Consider the following 21104-nt stretch of genomic DNA (forward strand, 5'->3'; position numbering starts at 1 on the left):
ATGAATCAAGCTTCTACACGCTATACAAAACCCGCTGTTATTCTTCACTGGCTAATCGCACTTGTTATTTTTGCGATGTTTGCATTAGGCTGGTACATGAGTGAACTACCTAAAGAGGCACCTAAACAATCTGCTTTTGATCTGTTTGACTTAGGCATTTATACATGGGAACTTGCCAAAGAAGCTAGCCCAAGAACTTTTTACTTTAATTTACATAAATCAATTGGTATTACATTACTTGCACTTATCGCTATTCGTGTGTTGTGGCGTATTACACATCGCCCTCCTGCAATGCTCACCTCCTACAAACCATGGGAGAAAAAGTTAGCCACAGGTACGCATCATTTATTGTATTTACTCATGGTAGCAATGCCAGTCACGGGCCTAATCATGGCAGTGAACAGTAAATACGGTGTCATGTGGTTTGGTATGGATTTTATTGCCGGTTTAGACAACAGCAATATGCGCGACTTATTTAAAGAAGCGCACGAAATTATTGGTGCTATATTGTTGATCGCAGTAATCATTCATATTGCAGGTGCTTTAAAACATAAATTTATTGATAAAGATGGCACGATGAAACGCATGTCATTTAAATAATCTGCTATTCAAATATACTAACTTCCATTAAAAAGCCCGCTATAAGCGGGCTTTTTAATTATGATTTCGCTTTTCTTGTCGCTAATAAACTGAGCAACATACTTGTACCTAGCACTGCCACTACTACCCCTAATGAAACCGCCACTGGGATTTTGAACCACTCTACAATCAACATCTTTATACCAACAAATATCAATACTAGCGCCAAACCAAATTTCAGCAAATGAAAACGCTCAGCCATATCAGCTAATAAGAAATACAGTGCTCTCAAGCCCATAATAGCAAAGATATTGGAGGTAAACACAATAAACGGGTCATTGGTAATCGCAAAAATTGCAGGGATACTGTCCATTGCAAAAATCACATCTGAAAACTCAATCAATACCAATACTAAAAACATAGGGGTAAACCAGCGTACACCATTCTTAGTAATCCAAAACTTATCAGCATGATATTTATCTGTAATACGAACATGTTGACGTAGCCATTTGAGCAAAGGGTTTGTTGCTAAATTCGGCTCATGGTCCGCAAACACAAACATCTTGATACCCGTAATCAGTAAGAACGCACCAAATACATACAGAACCCAATGGAACTGCGCAATCAACCACGCGCCAATTAAAATCATTAGCGCACGCAAGATAATAGCGCCCAATACCCCATAAACCAATATACGTTTTTGGTATTCCAACGGCACAGCAAAATAACTAAAAATCATCACAAACACGAAGATATTATCCATCGCCAGCGTTTTTTCTAATAAGTAGCCTGTGAGATACTCCATCGCTCTAGCATCGGCAATCGCTCTTCCACTGGTATAGTCAAGCCAAGCCCATAAGGCTGCACCAAACACCATCGCCAGCGTAAACCATACTAGCGACCAAATGAGCGCCTCGCGCGCCCCTACTTTATGCGCCCCCTTGCGACCTAACGCAAACATATCAATGGCAAGCATGGCGACTACAAATATGCCAAAACCTCCCCACATCCACCAAGTGCCTATCGACTGCAGTTCGTTCATGTACGCCTCTATCTTATTAATCTCTATTAACCAACGTGCTACATTGGCTATTATGTTGCCAAACAAAAATAAGGCTGAGAAATATTGCTTATATCTCTCAGCCTCTCATTACTTAACTGCTACATTACTAAAAGTAGCAACTTGTATTTATTATGATTCACGCAATGCTGCAATACGCTCATCCAGCCCAGGGTGGCTAGCAAATAGTTTTGATAACCCACCTTTACCAGAGATACCAAATGCAGCCATTTGTTCAGGCAATGCTGATGGTTCGTGTTGTGCTTGCAAACGTTGCAATGCCGCAATCATTTTGTTTTTACTTGATAATTTAGCAGCGCCAGCATCTGCTCTAAATTCACGCTGACGTGAAAACCACATCACGATCATTGAAGCCAAAATACCTAATACAAATTGTGCAATCATCATGGTGATAAAAAAAGCGGGGCCTGTACCGCGCTCTGTTTTAAACACCACTTTATCCACAACATAACCAATCACGCGGGATAAAAACATCACAAAGGTGTTCACAACGCCTTGAATCAACGTCAATGTCACCATATCACCGTTAGCAATATGCGATATTTCATGCGCCAATACTGCTTCAGCTTCATCCTTGGTCATTGCATTCAATAGGCCGCTAGAAACCGCGACTAATGAGCTATTTTTAGTCATACCAGTTGCAAATGCATTGACCTCTGGTGTATCAAAAATTGCTACTTCAGGCATCTTAATGCCAACGGCATCGGCTTGTGCGCGCACTGTTTTTACCAACCATATTTCAGTCGCTGTGCGTGGCTCTTCAATCACCACAGCGCCCGACATACGTTTTGCGGTCCATTTAGAGATCGCTAGTGAGATAAATGCACCACCAAAACCCATGATGGCAGAAAACACTAATAAATTACTTAAGTCTAAGCCATTTGCATTCAAGTACGGCTCTACACCTAAAATACGCATGGTAATAGATAGCACGAACACAATGGCTAAGTTGGTTGCTAGAAAATATAAAATACGTTTCATATGGTCTCCTTCGGTTTAATCCGCTACCTATTAAATCAGGCATGACGACAATGTTGCTACTTTAGTCTGTTTCTATATTCAATAAAAGCAGAATATTTCTGATTGATTATTCGGTTTTTACGAGCTATTGTGCATACTATGATTAATTACAAACAATTCCACTACTTTTGGGCTGTGGCAAAGGCTGGCAGCATCGTACGTGCCAGCAAGCAGTTACATTTAACTCCGCAAACCATCAGTGGGCAAATAGCCATTCTAGAAGCCTCACTTGGTGTGTCATTATTTAGAAAAGTAGGTCGTGGCATTGAGCTTACAGAAACTGGAGAGTTAGCACTCACTTATGCTGATGATATTTTCCAAACAGGCAATGCACTAGAGGAAACATTGCGTGCAGGCTCTAAAGAACGTTATCGCCTGTTTAGAGTGGGTATTTCAGATGCAGTTCCAAAATCTATTGCTTACCGCCTATTAGCGCCAGCAATGTCACTGGTTGAACCCATTAAAATTATTTGTCGCGAAGGTAAATTAGAGTCTTTACTTGGTGACCTAGCAATTCACCGCCTAGATTTAGTTCTGTCGGATAGGCCTATGCCTAGTGAAATTGATATCAAAGGCCGTAGTCATGAACTACTAGAGTGCGGCTTAAGCTTCTTCGCAGCTCCCTCCCTGACTCAGTCTTATGAAGAGGTATTTCCACAGAACCTCACTAACGCGCCACTCTTAGTACCGGGCGAGGATAGTGCTGTTCGTAAGCGGCTAATGTCATGGCTAAATACTCTACGCATTCAACCACAAATTGTCGGTGAGTTTGATGATAGCGCTCTCATGCGCGCATTTGGACAAGCTGGCGTTGGTATTTTCTGTGCCCCATCTATTATTGCAGATGAGGTCATCACACAACACAATGTGATTAAAATTGGTGAAACCAACCAAGTGGTAGAGCGATTCTATGCCATCTCTGTAGAAAGACGTGCTAACCACCCGGCTGTAGTCGCAATTAGCACGGCATCATCAAAGATAACTAACACATAGAACTTATCATCTAAACATAACTCATATTTAGCATTAAATTTAGACATTCATGAGGTTATAGATGCGCAATCCAATGTTTCGACACTTAGTTTTTGCCATATTAAGTATCATTTCTTTCAATAATGCCTATGCTTGCTTAGACGATAAGGCAATCGTGCAGCTAAAAGTGAATGAAGAAGCGCACTTAATTTCACGCAACGTAGCCACGATGACTGATGCAATTGAGGACAAGCTTTTATCAGTCCAGGTGAAACAACTCGATGACACATGTTGCATCACGATTACATATAGATTACCTGATGAAGATATCGCCGAAGCTAATAAATTACTGGATAGTAATCCAGCAAAGCGCATTATGCTTGCTGGCCAAGGCTATGTTTTACCAACACAAAGTACATTGATTGCAAACGCTGGTGTTAATTTAAATCCTCTATCCATTAAACATCAGGATATTCTGCAAAGCGCGGATTTAGGAAGAAACAGAGCGTCTGTTGAGTTGTTATATGCAACCCTTGCACAAACGCGCGCTGTGATTATCCCCAATACTAAAAATACTGAACCATGGCCAATAAGCCTGATTGATCAAGAGAAAAGTTTATGCGAAAGCCAATATACTAGTGATAGCAACCAGAGCGCATGCACTTGCAAAACTGATGCTATCAGCAAAAAAGTTAGTCCTCGCCAATTAAGATACATCAAATATCTACAAAATGACCCTTACTCCTCTACTACTAGCGCGCTTGCTATTTATCGTGACTTATCAGAACAAGTTAATTTTGAATGTAAATTAATTAAACGCTAATAATCATCAACATAGACAGTAGATGATAGTCTACATCTTCTACTGTTCTTTATCGATGAGCTTAATTTCATTTTCCTCACACCATGCTAGCAAAGCATCATCTGAGGCTTGCTCTTCAAATGCATACCATTTTTCAAGCAAGCCTTGATACTGCAACATATCTTTAAAGCGCCTGTAGGCACCACGCTTACGAAAAAGGCTTGCTACAAAGTTGTATTCATCGGGTAACGTCTGGTCAATAAATGTTAGCGCTAAGGATTGACCTAGCTTTAACTCATTTTTATGGGGTACTTCCACATAATCCAAGGATGTTTCGAGGTCTTTTGGCACCTCTTCTTCTAGGTCTAATGTCGTTGATGTCCAGTAAATGACACCAGTTTTCTTGCATACATACGCATTGTTCTCGTCACGTGAGCCTGAGCTAACAAACTCAAAGGCATTTCTTATTTCACTAAAATCTAAGCTCAGCATTATTCAAACATTCCTTTGCTTGATTAACATTTCATTCATCTCGATTAGCAACGCCACTGGTTTGCTGCGCATCTAAAATTCTAGGTAAATTAATTTCTATCCAATCTACCAACAACTCAACTTGTTTCGCCAGCTCCGCACCCAATGGCGTTAAGGAGTACTCCACATGCGGAGGCACCACAGGATAAGACACGCGCATCACAAAACCATCAGCCTCTAAGGTCTGCAATGTTTGCGCCAACATTTTTTCACTGACCCCACTTAATTTTCTCCGCAAATCACTAAAGCGATGCGTCCCTAGTAACAGCGCAACCAAAACTAGCCCACCCCAACGGTTGGTAACGTGTTTAAGTATTTCACGTGATGGACATTGATCTGAAAACACCTCGCCGCGCATCATCTGCTCTGACAACTTATTTGATTGATTGATGTTGTTCATACTTACCTTTTTGTACGTACTTACTAATAGTTAGTATATAGATTATGATGCTTTCCACCTATTCATTTTTTCAGACTAGAAAGGTTTTACATGATCGTTATTACAGGTGCAACAGGTCAATTAGGCCGATTAGTGATTGCCTCACTATTAAAAACAACCCCTGCTTCTAACATAGTCGCCGCAGTTCGCAATGTTGATAAAGCCAAAGAGCTAACTGATTTGGGTGTACAAGTACGCTATGCAGATTACAACCAACCAGCGTCATGGGATGCCGCGTTAGCAGGTGCAAGCAAAGTTTTACTCATTTCATCCAGTGAGGTCGGCCAACGCTTTGCGCAACATAAAACGGTAATCGATGCCGCAAAAAGAGCAAATATTAAGTTATTCGCCTATACCAGCCTATTACATGCAGACACCTCCCCACTAGCCTTAGCGGCAGAACATGTCGCTACCGAACAATACCTAGCAAATGCAAATCTACCCTTTGTATTACTACGCCACGGATGGTACACAGAAAACTATACCGTAGCCTTAGGCGCAAGCATCGCCCACGGTGCGCTATATGGGTGTGCCTCGGATGGGAAAATCGCCTCTGCCAGCCGTGCAGACTACGCACAAGCAGATGCCACCGTACTCACCTCAGAAAATCAAGCAGGGAAAGTATATGAACTAGCTGGAGACTACGCTTACACACTGACAGAGTTAGCGGCAGAGGTATCCCAACAAACTGGAAAACCCATCAATTACATCAACCTAGCAGAGCAAGAGTATCAAGCGGTTTTAGTCAACGTAGGCTTACCAGAAGCGTTTGCGCAACTGATTGCAGATTCAGACACAGGTGCATCCAAAGGCGCACTCTATGACAACAGCCAACAACTTAGCCAACTAATTGGCAGAGCAACTACGCCGTTGAAAGAAAGTGTCGCCGCAGCTATCTAATTTAATTACGTTGAGATAAGCAGTGCATCTAATTGTACTAACTAAAACGGCAACCAATTGGTTGCCGCTCTAAGTTAATGGTATTCAACTGTGATATGTAGCTAATACAAACCTAAATATCTAAGTTATTAGCACCTAAAGCATTATTTTCAATAAATGCGCGTCTAGGTTCTACATTATCGCCCATCAGTGTTGTGAAAATTTCATCCGCTGCAATCGCGTCATCAATTTGCACTTTTAGTAAGCGGCGCACTTTAGGGTCCATGGTAGTTTCCCATAACTGCTCTGGGTTCATTTCACCAAGACCTTTATAGCGCTGAATATTCAGTGTGTTTTTCGCTTCACCTTGTAGCCAATCCAAGGCTTGTTTGAACGTTGAAACAGTTTGTTCTTTTTCATTACGCTTAACAACAGCACCTACACCAACCAAACCGTTAAGCATATTCGATGTTTTCAATAGCTGTCTGTAATCGCCGCTACTTAAAAACTCAGCATTAATCACGCAACATTGTAGGTTGCCGTGTACGTATTTATTAATCTCCAAACGGTAAGCATTAGTTTCGGCATCAAATGCCACTATCACTTCACTGCCTACTGCACCCAAGATAGGACGTAGCTTCTCTGCGATGGCGTTAGCGCTTGCTTCTGTGCTTAGATTAATTTCACCAGCATCTTGAATTGCACGTAGCACGCTTTCATCATACAGTGAAGAAATACGGCGAATCACTGCTTCAGTCAACACCACTTGTTTTGCGATTTCAGTTAAAGCTTCATCTTTTAAGATGCCAGCACTAGTTTTGGTGTCTAGCTCAGCATTTTTTAGCGCTGATTGCAGTAGGTAGATATCTAGCTCTTGCTCATCTTTAAGGTAACGCTCATCCCTACCCTGTTTTACTTTGTACAGTGGTGGCTGAGCAATGTAGATATGTCCGCGCTCTACTAATTCCGTCATTTGGCGATAGAAGAAAGTGAGCAACAAGGTACGAATATGGGCACCATCAACGTCCGCATCAGTCATGATGATAATGCGGTGATAGCGTAACTTCTCTGCATTAAAGTCAGCTTTACCAATACTTGTGCCTAAGGCAGTAATCAGTGTTGCAATCTCTTGTGAGCCGAGTAATTTATCAAAACGTGCTTTTTCTACGTTTAAAATTTTACCTTTTAACGGCAATATCGCTTGGTTTTTACGATCACGCCCTTGTTTTGCAGAACCGCCCGCTGAGTCACCCTCGACTAGGTATATTTCACACAACGCTGGGTCTTTTTCTTGGCAATCAGCCAATTTACCTGGCAAGCCCATGGTGTCCATCACGCCTTTACGGCGGGTAATCTCACGCGCTTTACGCGCAGCTTCCCTTGCACGAGCTGCTTCAACCACTTTTCCACAAATAATTTTCGCATCCGCTGGGTTTTCTTGTAAAAACTCTGCCAATTTTGCTGATACCACTTCAGACACCACTGGTTGCACTTCACTTGAAACCAATTTATCTTTAGTTTGCGATGAAAACTTAGGATCAGGCACTTTAACGGACAACACGCAAGTAATGCCCTCGCGCATATCGTCACCAGTTGTTTCTACTTTTGCTTTTTTAGCCATCTCACTTTGTTCAATATACTGGTTTAACGTACGCGTCATTGCTGTACGTAAACCAGTTAAGTGAGTACCGCCATCGCGCTGTGGAATATTATTAGTAAAACACTGTACCGTTTCACTGTAAGAGTCATTCCATTGCATCGCCACTTCAATCGTCATGCCATCTTTTTCACCAGATGCATAAAAAGTTTTAGGATGTAGCACCGTTTTACTACGGTTCATATACTCAACAAACCCTTTAATACCGCCGGAGTAGGCAAAGTTTTCACTTTTACCGTTGCGTTGGTCTACCAACTCAATTTTTACGCCATTATTTAAGAATGAAAGCTCACGAATACGCTTAGCTAAAATCTCAAAATGGTATTCCACCAACACAAAGGTTTCTACTGAGGCTAAAAAGTGTACTTCTGTACCTTTTTTATCAGTCACACCCGTTTCGGCTAAAGGTGCAACCGCTTCGCCACGGCGAAACTCCATTTGGTGCACCTTACCATTACGGTAAATTTTTAATTTAAGCCAGTCTGATAGCGCATTTACAACAGAAACACCTACACCATGCAAACCACCAGATACCTTGTAAGAGTTTTGATCAAACTTACCACCAGCGTGTAATTCAGTCATGACAATTTCAGCCGCTGAGCGCTTAACCGCTTTAATATCATCGTATTTGATATCAGTAGGAATACCGCGTCCATTATCTGCAACACTGACTGAGTTATCAGGATGGATAATTACCTTAATATCATCGCAATGGCCTGCCAATGCTTCATCAATTGCATTATCCAACACTTCAAACACCATATGGTGTAAACCAGAGCCATCTGACGTGTCGCCAATATACATACCTGGTCGCTTACGTACGGCATCTAAACCCTCCAATATCTTGATACTGGATGAATCATAATCTGGTGATATTGCATTGTTTTCACTCATACTTATTTTCTTTATTTTAAAGTTATCTTTAAATTTAATATTTTTTGTTAAAGTAAAAATATTAAAGCTTTTGTTTCACGTGAAACAAGATTTAAATGCGCATTGGCATGACGACATACTTATAATCTGGATTATTAGGTAAGGTAATTAAGCAACTACTGTTTGCATCTGCAAATGAGAACGTTACTTGTTCACTGTTCGTGTTATTCAACACATCTATCAAATAAGTCACATTAAAACCAATATCAAGTACATCACTACCGTAAGCGATTTCTAATTCTTCTTCTGCTTCCTCTTGATCGCTATTAGTACTAATTAACTTAAGATTATTATTACTTAGCACCATACGGATACCACGATACTTTTCATTCGATAAAATCGAAGCGCGCTGCATTGCTAACAATACACCTAAACGCTCTGTTGTGAATGTATTTTGATGTCCTGTAGGAATAACACGGTTGTAATCAGGGAATTTACCATCAATGACTTTAGAAATAAGTTTGATATTGCTAAAACTAAAGTTAACTTGATTATTAGCTATCTCTACATTCACATCTTCTTCACTATCATCCAGCAATTTGATTAACTCAATCACTGTCTTACGTGGCAAGATAACATCTTGTTTTTCATAATTATCTTTTAGTTCTGTTGAAGTAAAACTTAATCGATGACCATCTGTTCCTACGATATTCAAACGATTCGCGACGACTTCAACCAATAAGCCATTCAAGTAATAACGAATATCTTGTTGCGCCATTGCAAACTCTACTTGCTTCAACAATTCTTTTAATTGTCTTTGCGGAATTGTAACCACAGTGCCTTGTGATTGCGTTTTTGTCATGACTGGATAGTCAGCGGCAGGCAATGTTTGTAAGTTAAAACGGCTTTTACCAGCTTTTACAGTAATACGGCTATCGTTAGTTGCCATATTGATATCTGAATTATCTGGTAATGATCTGCAAATATCTAATAACTTTTTGGCAGATATCGTTGTTGAAAAATCATTACTAGTAGCACTTTCTACAGATAATGAAATTTGCATTTCTAAATCAGTGGCTGTCAGATGAATTTTGTTTTGTTTAGCTTCAAGTAATAAATTAGACAAAATAGGTAAGGTATGTCTTTTTTCTACGATGCTTGTCACTGAAGTTAACGGTTTTAATAACGTTTCACGGTTGATTTGTATATTCATCTTTATAACCTAAATAATATATATATAAATAATAACAATAATAATGTTGCATTTTTTTGTGCATAACTACTTTTTATTTAATACTTTCAATAGTTTGCAATACTTTTTTTTATCTTGGTAAAAACATAATCTACTGTGGGTCAATTGTTGATTAAATTTTCAAAATTTCTTAATCACAACCTTATGCTTATTTTATCCACAGCTTATCCTTAACCTAATTTTTATAGCTAAGCTAATATTTACCTAGTTAATCTCTAATAACTTGAACTAAAAACCCAATATCTCTGGCTATTGTTGCATCATTTTGTCTTAATAAATCAATCTCATCACATGCATGCATCACTGTAGTGTGATGTCTACCACCAAACGCCTCACCTATTTCAGGAAAGCTATGATTAGTTAATTCGCGTGATAAAGCCATTGCTATCTGTCTAGGACGTGCAAAATTACGTGTTCTTTTCTTGCTGTACATCTCTGCTACTTTAATCTTATAGTAGTCAGCAACAGTCTTCTGTATGTTTTCCATTGTGACTTGGCGGCCACGAACTGCGATTAAATCACGTAATGCGTCTTTAGCCAGATGTACATCAATAGCATGACCTGTGAACTTAGACATGGCGATAATGCGGTTTAAGGCACCTTCCAACTCGCGTACGCTAGATCTAATCTGTTTAGCGATAAAGAACGCGACATCTTCAGGCAAGTTAAGATTTACCGCTTCTGCCTTTTTAAGCAAAATAGCAACGCGCATTTCCAGCTCTGGCGGCTCAACTGCAACGGTTAAACCCCAACTAAAACGAGTTCTTAAGCGTTCATCTACATCTGCAATTTCTTTTGGATAGGTATCGCAAGTAATAACAATTTGTTTTTTTGCTTCAATTAGTGAGTTAAATGCGTAAAAGAACTCTTCTTGTGTACGGGTTTTTTTCGCAAAGAACTGAATGTCATCAATTAACAATAAGTCCAGTGAGTGATATTGACGTTTAAACTCATCAAATGCTTTATGTTCATATGCCTTAACGACATCGGATACATAGCGCTCAGCATGTAGGTAGCGGATTTTTGCTTCTGGGTTATGTAACTTTAATTCGTTACCAATGGCTTGCAGTAAATGTGTTTTACCTAACCCTACACCACCATAGATAAATAAAGGGTTATAAGCACTACCTGGATTTTCAGCAACTTGGATAGCTGCAGCTCGGGCTAATTGGTTAGCTCGGCCTGTCACGTAATTATTAAAATTAAAGCTAGGATTTAAATTAGAGGTGTCGATAGTTTTATTAGCAACTACTGCAGTTTTTTTAGTTTTAGCTAACACTTCACTCAAGTTGTGTTTAATCATGTCGTGCTTAACTTCGTGATCTACCGCTTTGTTTTCTTGAGTTGTTTTTTTTGCAGTTTCTGTTTGGACAGTTTTGCCTGTAGCTTCGCCCAATACCAATTCTATTTGCATATCAGGTTTATGCTCCTGAGCAAATTGTTCAATTTTTTTCAGAAAACGATCTTTAACCCATTGCATAACAAAACGATTAGGCGCAAAAACGCGCACGGCATCACCACTAACTTCAGTATGCAGTGGTTTGATCCAAGTATTGAATTGTTGTGCTGAAAGCTCTTTCTCAAATTTAGAAAGACAAGCAGGCCAAAAATTTTCCATCTGTAATGATATACCTTAGTTTGTACAGTTATTTTTAACTAATGTATTGAAATAACAACGATTGTATGAATGTATAACGTATTGTTTTTATTTTATTTTTTTATAAAATAGCGTACAATTCAACGCTAATCTATCCACTGCATTTTAGCTGGTTTAGCGTAACTTATCCACAGCCATTTTCAAAATTAATGAATAAAAACTTTATAAAATAAAAGTGATAAGAATTAAAAAGTTAGCGCAATTAATAAAACTAAATAAACGTTGACAAAATACTGTGTTATCGGGTCTAATAGCGCCCTTTGTAGCATTTTGCTCGTTGGAGATTCACATGAAACGTACATATCAACCTTCTAAAACACGTCGCGCACGTACACATGGCTTTTTAGTTCGCATGAAAACTAAAGGTGGCCGCGCTGTTATTGCTGCTCGTCGCGCTAAAGGTCGTTCACGCTTAGGTCTTTAAGTGAGTAACGCCTACGGCGTTACTTTCGCTGTACATTCAGTTTAAATTTACAGTAAAAACTTAATAGTGCACACGCTTAGGTTTACAAAAAAAGCTAAGCTTATTAAAACGGATGAATTTTCATCCGTTTTTAATTTCCGCAAGCGTATTTTTGCACAGTATTTAGCGATACATTATCAGCCTAATACGTTAGCACACGCTCGTTTAGGATTGGTCATTGGTAAAAAAACTGCTAAATCGTCGGTACATAGAAACTATATGCGACGAGTTCTGCGTGAATTTTTTAGGTTACGTCAACACACAGTCAACCCGGTAGACTTAGTTGTTCGTGTGCAGAAAAAATTTAATAAAAAAGACTTTTTATCTGTTGAGCAAGAGTTTGATTCCTTGATTAAGAAGATTAATCTTCGCACTACATTAAATGCGCAACAAAACGTCACAGAGGTTCACCATTAAAAGGTATTCAGCATTTATAATGCATAATAGTTACCAAAATTTAAGCCCCATGTTTTTTTTGTGTTAACAACAATGTCGCGTCTATTAATTTGGATCATTAAGGGATATCAATTAACTTTGAGTCCTTTTTTAGGACAGCAATGTCGCTTCTACCCTACTTGTTCCCAATACTCGGTAGAGGCACTGCAAAAGCATGGTGCAATTCGTGGTAGTTACTTAATGGTTCATCGTTTATGCCGTTGTCACCCATGGTGTGATGGTGGGCATGATCCAGTACCTTAATTTCTTTAAGATACATTACTAAAATTTTATATAGATTGCTTATAAAACAATATGGATACAAGACGTTTAGTATTATTCGTGATTTTTTCTATGTCTATTCTGATGCTATGGGACGCTTGGCAGACTAAAAATGCACCTGTAACATCAACACCGGTTGCTGCTGTTAGCTCAGTGCCAAATGCGGATACTACTGCGGCTGCCACTAATCCAATCGATACACCTGTTGACACTGGCTATGCATTAAGATCTGGCCAGAATGTTCTTGTAACGACAGATCTATATAAAGTGAATATTAGTACTGTAGGTGGTGATTTACGTAAATTAGAATTACGTAAACATCGTGCGAACGATGATCAAACCAACTACTTGTTATTGGATGATTCTGCTAAGCCCATGCTTTATGTTGCTCAATCAGGCTTAATTGGTCAAGACTTACCAACACATAACTCTGTATTCACGAGTGAAGCAGCAAGTTATCAAATGCAGGACGGGCAAGATAAGCTTGAAGTGCGATTAAGTGCTATTAGTAATGGCGTGACCGTTTATAAAGTATATACATTCCATCGTAATCGCTATGAAATTGATGTTAATTACGAAATCAAGAATGACTCTAGCGTTGCAATCACTCCAGTTGTTTACTATCAAATCGTTCATGATAGCGAGTCTAACCAAGGTTCTGCCTTAATGCCTACATTCACAGGCGGCACCTATTACACAGAAACGACTAAGTTTAAAAAGCTAGCATTTAAGGATATGGAGAAAGAGCCGTTAAACATAGCGACTAACGATGGTTGGGTTGGTATCTTACAACACTACTTTGTCAGTGCATGGATTCCCAAAGATGGCTTGGCTCGTAAGTTTTATACTGAAAAACTGAGCGACAATATATTTAGAATTGGTACTAAAAGCACACTGAGTGCTATTCCTCCTGGAGCTACTTTAGCTGTTCCAGCTCGTTTTTATACTGGACCACAAACTAAAGAGGATTTAATCGCAGCAGCACCTGGCCTAGAATACAGCGTAGATTACGGTTGGTTAACGGTGATTGCATCACCGCTATTTTGGTTGTTATCAAAAATTCATTCTGTGGTGCAAAACTGGGGTGTGGCGATTATTTTGCTCACTATCTTCATTAAAGCAGCATTCTTTAAACTTTCTGCTTCTGGTTACCGCAGTATGGCGCAAATGCGTGAACTTGCACCGCGTCTGCAATCGATGAAAGAGAAGTTTGGTGATGACCGCCAAAAGATGCAAATAGCGATGATGGATCTTTACAAAAAAGAGAAAATCAATCCAATGGGTGGTTGTTTTCCAATTCTAATCCAAGTCCCTGTATTCATTGCACTTTATTGGGTTCTGTTAGGCTCGGTAGAGTTGCGTCATGCACCATTTTTTGGCTGGATCCAAGATTTGTCTGCGATTGACCCATTTTACATATTGCCGATACTCATGGGCGCTACCATGATTATTCAGACTAAGCTTAATCCTAAGCCTACTGACCCGATGCAAGCAAAAATCATGACTTGGATGCCAGTGGTGTTTAGTGTTTTCTTCTTCTTCTTCCCTGCTGGCTTGGTGTTGTATTGGTTAGTAAATAACGTGCTTTCAATAGCACAGCAGTGGTATGTTAACAAAATGATTCACGCAGAAACCGTTGCTAAAAAACAAGGTCACGTAAAAAAATCAGGTGAACATCACTAATTCCTCAGATACCATTGCCGCCATCGCCACCGCAAGTGGCGCTGGTGGTATTGGAGTAGTAAGAGTATCAGGCCCTTTATCTCAAGCTATTGCGGTCAGTGTGCTCGGGCATTGTCCCAAACCGCGTCACGCAGCTTATCTCGATTTTCAGCAGGCCGATGGCGATTTAATCGATCGCGGTATCGCCATTTTTTACCCTAATCCACACTCTTATACCGGCGAAGACGTACTTGAGTTGCAAGGCCATGGCGGTACAGCGCTAATGCAAATATTGCTAGCTAGGTGTATTGCACTTGGCGCACGTCAAGCAGAGCCAGGAGAGTTTACTCGCCGTGCTTATCTCAATGATAAAATGGACTTAGCTCAGGCTGAAGCTGTTGCTGACGTTATCAATGCTGCTACCGTTGAAGCCGCAAAGAGTGCAGTACGTTCTTTGTCTGGCGAGTTTTCACAGCACATCAATACCCTACTCTTAAAGTTAATTGATCTACGCATGTATGTAGAGGCATGTTTGGATTTTCCTGAGGAGGAAATCGACTTTATCACGCAAGGTCGAGTGGCTGATAAGTTGGATGCAATTATTGATGAATTGGCATTTGTCTTTGCAAAAGCTAAGCAAGGTAGTCTATTGCGAGAAGGTATCAATGTCGTTTTAGTGGGGCAACCTAATGTTGGTAAATCTAGCTTGATGAATCAGTTAGCTGGTGAAGAAGTTGCTATCGTGACCTCAATAGCTGGTACTACTCGAGATACCATCAAGAATGCGATACAAATAAATGGGGTGCCTTTGCATGTCATTGATACTGCAGGCTTGCGCGAAACAGATGATGAAGTTGAAAAATTTGGTATCGCCCGAACTTGGCGAGCTGCAGAAACAGCCAATATCGCATTATTATTAGTTGACGCAGCTCATGGTATTACCAACACTGAAAAGTCAATTTTAGAGCGGCTACCGCAAGAAATTCCTAAAATTTGGGTTCACAATAAGATTGACGTGACTCAGGAACCTGCAATAATCGAAGAAAAAGACAAAGCTACGCATGTTTATATTTCTGCGAAGACTGGTGCTGGCTTGGATCTTCTTAAAACTCATTTGTTAAAATTAGCTGGCTACCAGAATAATGCTGAGGGTGTTTTTATGGCACGCGCTAGACACTTATCCGCGCTGGCACAAGTGCGAGGTCATTTGGATGTTGCTACGAGTCAACTCAACTCAGCAGAGTTGGTGGCTGAAGAGTTGCGTTTAGCACAAGACGCGTTAGGTACTATTACAGGTGAGTTCACGCCTGATGATCTATTAGGTGAAATATTTTCTAGATTCTGTATTGGCAAGTAGATTGTACTTGTTTTGGGTTTAGCGTATATCGATTAATTTATAGAGTAGGAAAAAACATTTTCTTACGCTTGAATGTCATGTGTACAACATTAATCTGGTGCTATAGATGTATCATCTCTAATTTTTTGTTGCACCCACTATTATGAATTGATACTTAGCGCTAATTGCTATTAGTGCTAAGTATCATATGGTATGTTTATGCGGTCAGGTCTACAATTGTTGCTTCTGGCCCGTTTTTCTTTACAGACTCTATTCCGTTATCTCGAGCCGCCTCACTTTCATACATTTGGCTTTGACCGATCACTTGGTGATTAGCCGCTTTAAGTACGAAGTATGGTTTTTCCGACTTGGATACTAAGCGCTCGTAACGAGCTTCATCTGCTGCGTTTTTTTGAATAGATGCAATACCGTTTAGCGCGCTTGCTTTTGTTTCGTACATTTCTGATTGCAGAATAATCTGTCCGTTCCCGGCCAATAAATTAAAGTGAAACTGCCCACTTTTTGCTGCTTTTAATTCAAATTTTCCAGCCATAAAATTCTCCTTACAATCCGTTGTTGTTCTAAGTTTACATTCTATGCTTATTACCATGTCTACTATAGGCGTGCATATGAGATTAAGTCAATACTAAATCTGTTGTGAGTGAATTTTAAGGATGTTTCACGTGAAACATTAGGCTTGTACTCAGCATGTTATTCGGCAGGTAAAGGTATCTAGATGATCAATGTAACGCAAGTCAGTTGCTTGTACTATGGGGTGGTCTGCTAAAAGTAGCGGCTTCGTGAATGCATGATGTTGGAGCTTACAATTTAACCATTGGGAGAGGTGTTGCGATAATGATCAAGGTTATCCACGATAGAAACAGACTTTACCAATATGCATAAAGTGTGAGTATCGCAGGATGATTTATGGCAGCTGTAGATTAGTTCATGATAGTTATAAAAAAAGCAGGGCCTCTAATGAAGCCCTGCTTTGATTTAGTTTATTGCTAATTATTTTTTAGCTGAAGGTGTTCTTTCAGTAAGTAGATAAATAATATAGTTAGCTTTTTCTGCAGCTGTGCAATCTGTGCCAATAATTTCATTGCAGTGTTCTGTGAACTTCTCTTCAACTTTTTCTAAATCTTTAAAGCGTTTGTTGTTAACAGCTGGTGAAAGAGGCTCGATTGATTTGCCAGTTAAAGCATGTTTACCTGGGTTAGCAGGGTTGGTTGTATGGCATGAAGCGCACGCCATTTCTTTACCGTTTGGCATTTTAATTTTACGATTAAAAAACATCTTGCCATCAGTCACAGAAGATACAAACTCTGGATTAACAGTTTGTGCGATGCTGATGTATTTTTTCGTTAACGCTTCGGCGTTAGTAATGTTTGCTTGTGCAGCATGTGCTGACAATGTGGCAAAGCCTAGTAGCGTGGCTAAAATAAGATGAGTGTGTTTCACGTGCGACTCCTTAGTAATAAAACCAATAAAACCAAATTTTTGCTAAAAAAGTATATTGATTATGATTGTTATAAATTATATCTTGATTCTAAACCAATTCTAGCTTGCATGATATCGATTAACGTAAATATTATGCCAATAATGTTAAGAAATTATGGCTATGTTGTAAATATGCTGTTGTTTCACGTGAAACATTAATTATAAGTAGTGTTATGCATGACCTAGACTTGAGATTAAGTTAAACTTCTACCTCTTGAGTAATAACGTTTTTTTGTGATTAAAATATGAATTTTCCTGATCTGTTTGATGTAATTGTAGTCGGTGGTGGTCATGCTGGGACAGAGGCCGCGCTTGCCAGTGCAAGAATGGGACAAAAAACCTTATTGCTTACGCATAATATAGAAACTTTGGGCCAGATGTCTTGTAATCCGAGTATCGGTGGTATCGGTAAAGGGCACTTGGTTAAAGAAATTGATGCCTTAGGTGGCGCAATGGCCGCTGCAACAGATGAGGGCGGTATTCAGTTTCGCATATTAAACTCCAGTAAAGGTCCCGCTGTACGTGCAACACGTGCGCAAGCAGATCGTATCTTATATAAAGCTGCGATACGACATAAGTTGGAGAATCAAGAAAACCTTTGGTTGTTCCAGCAAGCGGTAGATGACATCATATTGGAGGGTGACCGTGCCGCTGGGGTAGTAACGCAAATAGGGTTACGCTTTGCAGCAAAATCTGTGGTGTTGACAGCAGGAACGTTTTTGGGTGGTTTGGTACACGTGGGTCTGCAGAATTATCAGGCAGGCCGCGCTGGCGACCCTCCTTCTATTTCGCTTGCTGCACGTTTGCGCGAAATCGGTTTGCCAGCAGGCCGCTTGAAAACAGGTACACCACCACGCATTGATGGTCGCACCATAGATTATTCAGTGATGACGATGCAACCCGGCGATGACCCGGTGCCTGTGTTCTCATTTCTTGGGAATGTGTCGCAACATCCAGCGCAGATGCCTTGCTGGATTACACATACCAATGAACGTACTCACGATATTATCCGTAGCGGTCTGGATCGCTCACCCATGTATACAGGTGTCATTGAAGGTGTGGGGCCCCGCTACTGCCCTAGTGTAGAAGATAAAATTCATCGTTTTGCAGATAAAGAGTCTCATCAGATATTTTTAGAGCCAGAAGGACTAGCAACCAACGAAATATATCCAAATGGTATTTCAACCAGTTTACCCTTTGATATTCAGTTGGCTTTGGTGCGGTCTGTAAAAGGTTTGGAGAGTGCGCATATTTTACGTCCTGGCTATGCGATTGAGTATGACTATTATGATCCTCGTGGTTTGAAGTCAAGTTTGGAAACCAAAGCTGTTAAAGGTCTGTTCTTTGCTGGGCAGATTAACGGCACAACCGGTTACGAAGAGGCTGCAGCGCAAGGCTTGCTAGCAGGTGCAAATGCTGCTTTGTACGCACAAGGTAAAGAGGCGTGGTGTCCTGCGCGTGATGAAGCTTATTTGGGTGTGTTGGTGGATGATTTAATCACGCGCGGTGTGAGTGAGCCCTATCGTATGTTTACCAGCCGTGCAGAGTATCGTTTGCAGTTGCGTGAAGACAATGCGGATATGCGACTAACCGAAATAGGTCGCAAACTTGGCTTGGTCGACGATGTGCGCTGGGAAGCTTTCAGTCGCAAAAAAGAAGCGATTGAGCGTGAGCAAGAGCGTTTGAAAAAAACATTTGTGCAGCCAGCCAACTTAAGCGCTGAGGTCATGCAGAATGTATTTGGTAAGCCACTAGAACATGAATATAGTTTGTTTGAATTGCTGCGCAGACCTGAGGTAAGTTATGAAGCCGTGCTTTCATTGGATGGTTTAGGCTTGGGAGAGGTGGAGCCTTCGGTGCGTGAACAAGTAGAAATTGCAGCTAAATATCAAGGCTATATTGACCGTCAGGTGGAGGAAGTGGCACGTAGCCGTGGGCAGGAAAATACCTTGCTACCATCTGATTTGGATTACCGAGAAATTCATGGTTTACCGATAGAGGCGCAACAAAAGTTAAATGCACATAAGCCAGAAACGATTGGTCAGGCCAGCCGTATATCTGGCATTACGCCGGCAGCGATTTCCCTCTTACTGGTGTATTTAAAGCGTAAGTCACGAGCAAAGACTTTTAGCAATACGAACGCAGATATGGGAAACGTAGCATGAGCACAACCGGCAATATGCCAAGAAATTTAAAGCAAGAAGATCGTGCGCAGTTACAGGCAAAGCTCGAACTGGGCTTGCAGGAGATGGGCTTAGAAATACTCCCAGAACAAAAACAAAAACTACTAGATTATGTTGCTTTGATCTACAAATGGAATCAAGTACACAATCTTACTGCAGTACGTGAGCCTATTGAAATGGTGACCCTACATATACTGGATAGTTTGTCGGTGCTTACTCATATCGAATGTGAACACTTACTTGATGTGGGGGCAGGTGCTGGTTTGCCGAGTATCCCGTTGGCTATCTGCCTGCCTCAACTGCAAGTCACCGCAATTGATGCCGTGCAAAAGAAAGTAAGTTTTATGCGGCAAGTAAAGGCGGAGCTGGGGTTGTCAAATTTCTCTGTGATTCATGGGCGTATCGAAGAGCAAGCTGTGCCTAGCAAAGAAATGCCTGAAAAGTTTGAGGTCATCATTTCGCGTGCATTTTCAGAGATTGCCCTATTCATCAAGTTAACCAAGCACTTGTTAGCAGATGGCGGCTCGTGGCTAGCGATGAAAGGTATTGTGCCTGAGCATGAATTTAAAAAGAGTGCAATTAAGCCTACTGAAATTCGTGTCTTAAAGGTAGCGGGCTTGGATGCTGAGCGTCATTTAGTGGTGTTGAAACAAGAACTAGCTAATTAACTGAGCAGTTTTGAGTGCTGATGTGCACGAGTGTAATCATTGAAAATGCAAAGAAAAATAATATGAAAATATTGGCAATCACAAATCAAAAAGGTGGGGTTGGTAAAACTACAACTTGCGTCAATTTGGCGGCAAGTCTCGCTAGCTTGGGTAAGCGTGTGTTGTTGATAGATTTGGATCCACAAGGAAATGCCAGCACGGGTAGTGGTATTGATAAGGCGCATCTTAAGCTAAGTATTTACCATGTGCTCATTGGTGAAAAGTCGTTAAAAGAAGTGGTAGTAAAAAGTGAAAAAGGCGGTTTTGATATTGCTCCATCTAATAGAGAGTTGGCTGGTGCTGAAGTTGAACTGGTTAATGAGTTGGCGCGTGAGAATCGCTTAAAAGCGGCAATTACTAAATTGGGTGATGCTTACGATATGGTGTTGCTAGACTGCCCACCTGCCCTAAACCTTGTGACGGTAAATGCATTAACTGCTGCCAACGCTGTAATGATTCCTATGCAATGTGAATATTATGCTTTAGAGGGGCTGTCCGATTTGGTGAATACCATCAAAAAAGTACGCGCACATTTGAACCCAACCTTGGAAATAGAGGGTTTGTTGCGCACTTTGTTTGATAATCGCAATATGCTTGCTCAGCAAGTTTCTGCACAGTTGATTAGCCATTTTGGTGACAAGGTCTACAAGACAGTGATTCCACGTAATATTCGTTTAGCTGAAGCGCCAAGTTATGGGGTACCTGTATTAAGTTACGACAAAAGCTCTAAAGGGGCTGTTGCCTACCTAGAGTTAGCACAAGAAATTACCAGTAAAGATAAACACTGAAACAAA

General features: G+C 40.5%; 21 protein-coding genes. 12 read left to right on the forward strand and 9 right to left on the reverse strand.

All coding sequences use genetic code 11. The annotated features are described in order from the left end of the window. Window positions 1–600 (forward strand): cytochrome b, encoded by a 600-nt coding sequence (locus A391_RS0101035; RefSeq protein ID WP_019896754.1) that lies wholly within the window; start codon window positions 1–3, stop codon window positions 598–600. A gap of 58 nt (window positions 601–658) precedes the next feature. On the opposite strand, the gene A391_RS0101040 is transcribed toward A391_RS0101035, so the two are convergent. Further along, the gene (locus A391_RS0101040; protein WP_019896755.1) at window positions 659–1621 is read right to left on the reverse strand and encodes a TerC family protein; all 963 of its coding nucleotides are present in this window, start codon (window positions 1619–1621) and stop codon (window positions 659–661) included. A gap of 150 nt (window positions 1622–1771) precedes the next feature. Continuing rightward, window positions 1772–2641 (reverse strand): protease HtpX, encoded by an 870-nt coding sequence (htpX, locus tag A391_RS0101045; RefSeq protein ID WP_019896756.1) that lies wholly within the window; start codon window positions 2639–2641, stop codon window positions 1772–1774. A 138-nt stretch (window positions 2642–2779) separates the two neighbouring features. Here htpX and nhaR point away from each other — a divergent pair, with 138 nt between their 5' ends. Both nhaR and A391_RS0101055 read left to right on the forward strand, forming a co-directional pair. Beyond that, window positions 2780–3673 (forward strand): transcriptional activator NhaR, encoded by an 894-nt coding sequence (gene nhaR, locus A391_RS0101050; protein ID WP_019896757.1) that lies wholly within the window; start codon window positions 2780–2782, stop codon window positions 3671–3673. Between the two features lie 61 nt (window positions 3674–3734). Further along, on the forward strand, window positions 3735–4475 hold the full coding sequence (locus tag A391_RS0101055) for a hypothetical protein (protein ID WP_019896759.1): 741 nt from the start codon (window positions 3735–3737) through the stop codon (window positions 4473–4475). A gap of 39 nt (window positions 4476–4514) precedes the next feature. Here the strand turns inward: A391_RS0101055 and A391_RS0101060 are convergent, their stop codons facing one another. After that, on the reverse strand, window positions 4515–4946 hold the full coding sequence (locus A391_RS0101060; protein ID WP_019896761.1) for a UPF0158 family protein: 432 nt from the start codon (window positions 4944–4946) through the stop codon (window positions 4515–4517). 31 nt (window positions 4947–4977) lie between these two features. Further along, window positions 4978–5385: a winged helix-turn-helix transcriptional regulator gene (locus A391_RS0101065; protein ID WP_019896762.1), complete on the reverse strand. Its 408-nt coding sequence runs from the start codon at window positions 5383–5385 to the stop codon at window positions 4978–4980. Between the two features lie 90 nt (window positions 5386–5475). On the opposite strand from A391_RS0101065, the gene A391_RS0101070 reads away from it, so the two are divergent. Then, window positions 5476–6324: an SDR family oxidoreductase gene (locus tag A391_RS0101070; protein ID WP_019896763.1), complete on the forward strand. Its 849-nt coding sequence runs from the start codon at window positions 5476–5478 to the stop codon at window positions 6322–6324. A 112-nt stretch (window positions 6325–6436) separates the two neighbouring features. Here the strand turns inward: A391_RS0101070 and gyrB are convergent, their stop codons facing one another. From gyrB to dnaA, 3 genes are all read right to left on the reverse strand, one after another. Beyond that, complete coding sequence (gene gyrB / locus A391_RS0101075) at window positions 6437–8854, reverse strand: DNA topoisomerase (ATP-hydrolyzing) subunit B (RefSeq protein ID WP_019896764.1); 2418 nt, start codon at window positions 8852–8854, stop codon at window positions 6437–6439. A 91-nt stretch (window positions 8855–8945) separates the two neighbouring features. Beyond that, a complete protein-coding gene (dnaN, locus tag A391_RS0101080; RefSeq protein WP_019896765.1) occupies window positions 8946–10046 on the reverse strand; it encodes a DNA polymerase III subunit beta in 1101 nt (366 codons plus the stop codon). Between the two features lie 247 nt (window positions 10047–10293). After that, window positions 10294–11703 carry a chromosomal replication initiator protein DnaA gene (dnaA, locus tag A391_RS0101085; protein WP_019896766.1) on the reverse strand — a complete coding sequence of 470 codons (1410 nt, stop codon included), beginning with the start codon at window positions 11701–11703 and terminating at the stop codon, window positions 10294–10296. 328 nt (window positions 11704–12031) lie between these two features. Between dnaA and rpmH the strand changes: the two genes are divergently transcribed. The 5 genes from rpmH to mnmE all read left to right on the forward strand — a co-directional run bounded on the left by rpmH (window position 12032) and on the right by mnmE (window position 15941). Continuing rightward, complete coding sequence (rpmH, locus tag A391_RS0101090; protein ID WP_015833284.1) at window positions 12032–12166, forward strand: 50S ribosomal protein L34; 135 nt, start codon at window positions 12032–12034, stop codon at window positions 12164–12166. Between the two features lie 66 nt (window positions 12167–12232). Continuing rightward, window positions 12233–12622 (forward strand): ribonuclease P protein component, encoded by a 390-nt coding sequence (rnpA, locus tag A391_RS0101095; protein ID WP_036316585.1) that lies wholly within the window; start codon window positions 12233–12235, stop codon window positions 12620–12622. Window positions 12623–12694: 72 nt separating this feature from the next. Further along, the gene (gene yidD, locus A391_RS14235) at window positions 12695–12904 is read left to right on the forward strand and encodes a membrane protein insertion efficiency factor YidD (RefSeq protein WP_019896767.1); all 210 of its coding nucleotides are present in this window, start codon (window positions 12695–12697) and stop codon (window positions 12902–12904) included. A gap of 51 nt (window positions 12905–12955) precedes the next feature. Beyond that, entirely contained in the window at window positions 12956–14605 is a 1650-nt protein-coding gene (yidC, locus tag A391_RS0101100; protein WP_019896768.1) for a membrane protein insertase YidC, read from the forward strand. After that, entirely contained in the window at window positions 14592–15941 is a 1350-nt protein-coding gene (gene mnmE / locus A391_RS0101105) for a tRNA uridine-5-carboxymethylaminomethyl(34) synthesis GTPase MnmE (RefSeq protein WP_019896769.1), read from the forward strand. Before yidC ends, mnmE begins: the two co-directional genes overlap by 14 nt. Window positions 15942–16137: 196 nt before the next feature. Here the strand turns inward: mnmE and A391_RS0101110 are convergent, their stop codons facing one another. Together A391_RS0101110 and A391_RS0101115 are read right to left on the reverse strand one after the other, a co-directional pair. After that, window positions 16138–16473, reverse strand: a complete 336-nt coding sequence (locus tag A391_RS0101110) for a YegP family protein (RefSeq protein WP_019896770.1) — start codon at window positions 16471–16473, stop codon at window positions 16138–16140. A gap of 458 nt (window positions 16474–16931) precedes the next feature. Then, window positions 16932–17381: a DUF1924 domain-containing protein gene (locus A391_RS0101115; protein WP_019896771.1), complete on the reverse strand. Its 450-nt coding sequence runs from the start codon at window positions 17379–17381 to the stop codon at window positions 16932–16934. Between the two features lie 284 nt (window positions 17382–17665). On the opposite strand from A391_RS0101115, the gene mnmG reads away from it, so the two are divergent. The 3 genes from mnmG to A391_RS0101130 all read left to right on the forward strand — a co-directional run bounded on the left by mnmG (window position 17666) and on the right by A391_RS0101130 (window position 21098). Next, the gene (gene mnmG, locus A391_RS0101120) at window positions 17666–19585 is read left to right on the forward strand and encodes a tRNA uridine-5-carboxymethylaminomethyl(34) synthesis enzyme MnmG (protein WP_019896772.1); all 1920 of its coding nucleotides are present in this window, start codon (window positions 17666–17668) and stop codon (window positions 19583–19585) included. Beyond that, the gene (gene rsmG / locus A391_RS0101125) at window positions 19582–20271 is read left to right on the forward strand and encodes a 16S rRNA (guanine(527)-N(7))-methyltransferase RsmG (protein ID WP_019896773.1); all 690 of its coding nucleotides are present in this window, start codon (window positions 19582–19584) and stop codon (window positions 20269–20271) included. Before mnmG ends, rsmG begins: the two co-directional genes overlap by 4 nt. A gap of 62 nt (window positions 20272–20333) precedes the next feature. Beyond that, complete coding sequence (locus A391_RS0101130) at window positions 20334–21098, forward strand: ParA family protein (RefSeq protein WP_029143914.1); 765 nt, start codon at window positions 20334–20336, stop codon at window positions 21096–21098. Window positions 21099–21104: the final 6 nt, after the last annotated feature.

Source organism: Methylotenera mobilis 13 (genome assembly GCF_000384255.1).
In the GTDB taxonomy this organism is placed as follows: domain Bacteria; phylum Pseudomonadota; class Gammaproteobacteria; order Burkholderiales; family Methylophilaceae; genus Methylotenera; species Methylotenera mobilis_B.

Excerpts from the sequence above, each read along its gene's own strand:
- yidC (WP_019896768.1), top strand. The coding sequence starts at position 12,956 with ATGGATACAAGACGTTTAGTATTATTCGTGATTTTTTCTATGTCTATT.
- A391_RS0101110 (WP_019896770.1), bottom strand. The coding sequence starts at position 16,473 with ATGGCTGGAAAATTTGAATTAAAAGCAGCAAAAAGTGGGCAGTTTCAC.
- gyrB (WP_019896764.1), bottom strand. The coding sequence starts at position 8,854 with ATGAGTGAAAACAATGCAATATCACCAGATTATGATTCATCCAGTATC.
- A391_RS0101040 (WP_019896755.1), bottom strand. The coding sequence starts at position 1,621 with ATGAACGAACTGCAGTCGATAGGCACTTGGTGGATGTGGGGAGGTTTT.
- htpX (WP_019896756.1), bottom strand. The coding sequence starts at position 2,641 with ATGAAACGTATTTTATATTTTCTAGCAACCAACTTAGCCATTGTGTTC.
- A391_RS0101060 (WP_019896761.1), bottom strand. The coding sequence starts at position 4,946 with ATGCTGAGCTTAGATTTTAGTGAAATAAGAAATGCCTTTGAGTTTGTT.
- A391_RS0101065 (WP_019896762.1), bottom strand. The coding sequence starts at position 5,385 with ATGAACAACATCAATCAATCAAATAAGTTGTCAGAGCAGATGATGCGC.
- A391_RS0101130 (WP_029143914.1), top strand. The coding sequence starts at position 20,334 with ATGAAAATATTGGCAATCACAAATCAAAAAGGTGGGGTTGGTAAAACT.
- mnmG (WP_019896772.1), top strand. The coding sequence starts at position 17,666 with ATGAATTTTCCTGATCTGTTTGATGTAATTGTAGTCGGTGGTGGTCAT.
- rsmG (WP_019896773.1), top strand. The coding sequence starts at position 19,582 with ATGAGCACAACCGGCAATATGCCAAGAAATTTAAAGCAAGAAGATCGT.
- dnaA (WP_019896766.1), bottom strand. The coding sequence starts at position 11,703 with ATGGAAAATTTTTGGCCTGCTTGTCTTTCTAAATTTGAGAAAGAGCTT.
- A391_RS0101035 (WP_019896754.1), top strand. The coding sequence starts at position 1 with ATGAATCAAGCTTCTACACGCTATACAAAACCCGCTGTTATTCTTCAC.
- nhaR (WP_019896757.1), top strand. The coding sequence starts at position 2,780 with ATGATTAATTACAAACAATTCCACTACTTTTGGGCTGTGGCAAAGGCT.
- dnaN (WP_019896765.1), bottom strand. The coding sequence starts at position 10,046 with ATGAATATACAAATCAACCGTGAAACGTTATTAAAACCGTTAACTTCA.
- A391_RS0101055 (WP_019896759.1), top strand. The coding sequence starts at position 3,735 with ATGCGCAATCCAATGTTTCGACACTTAGTTTTTGCCATATTAAGTATC.
- A391_RS0101070 (WP_019896763.1), top strand. The coding sequence starts at position 5,476 with ATGATCGTTATTACAGGTGCAACAGGTCAATTAGGCCGATTAGTGATT.
- rpmH (WP_015833284.1), top strand. The coding sequence starts at position 12,032 with ATGAAACGTACATATCAACCTTCTAAAACACGTCGCGCACGTACACAT.
- yidD (WP_019896767.1), top strand. The coding sequence starts at position 12,695 with ATGTCGCGTCTATTAATTTGGATCATTAAGGGATATCAATTAACTTTG.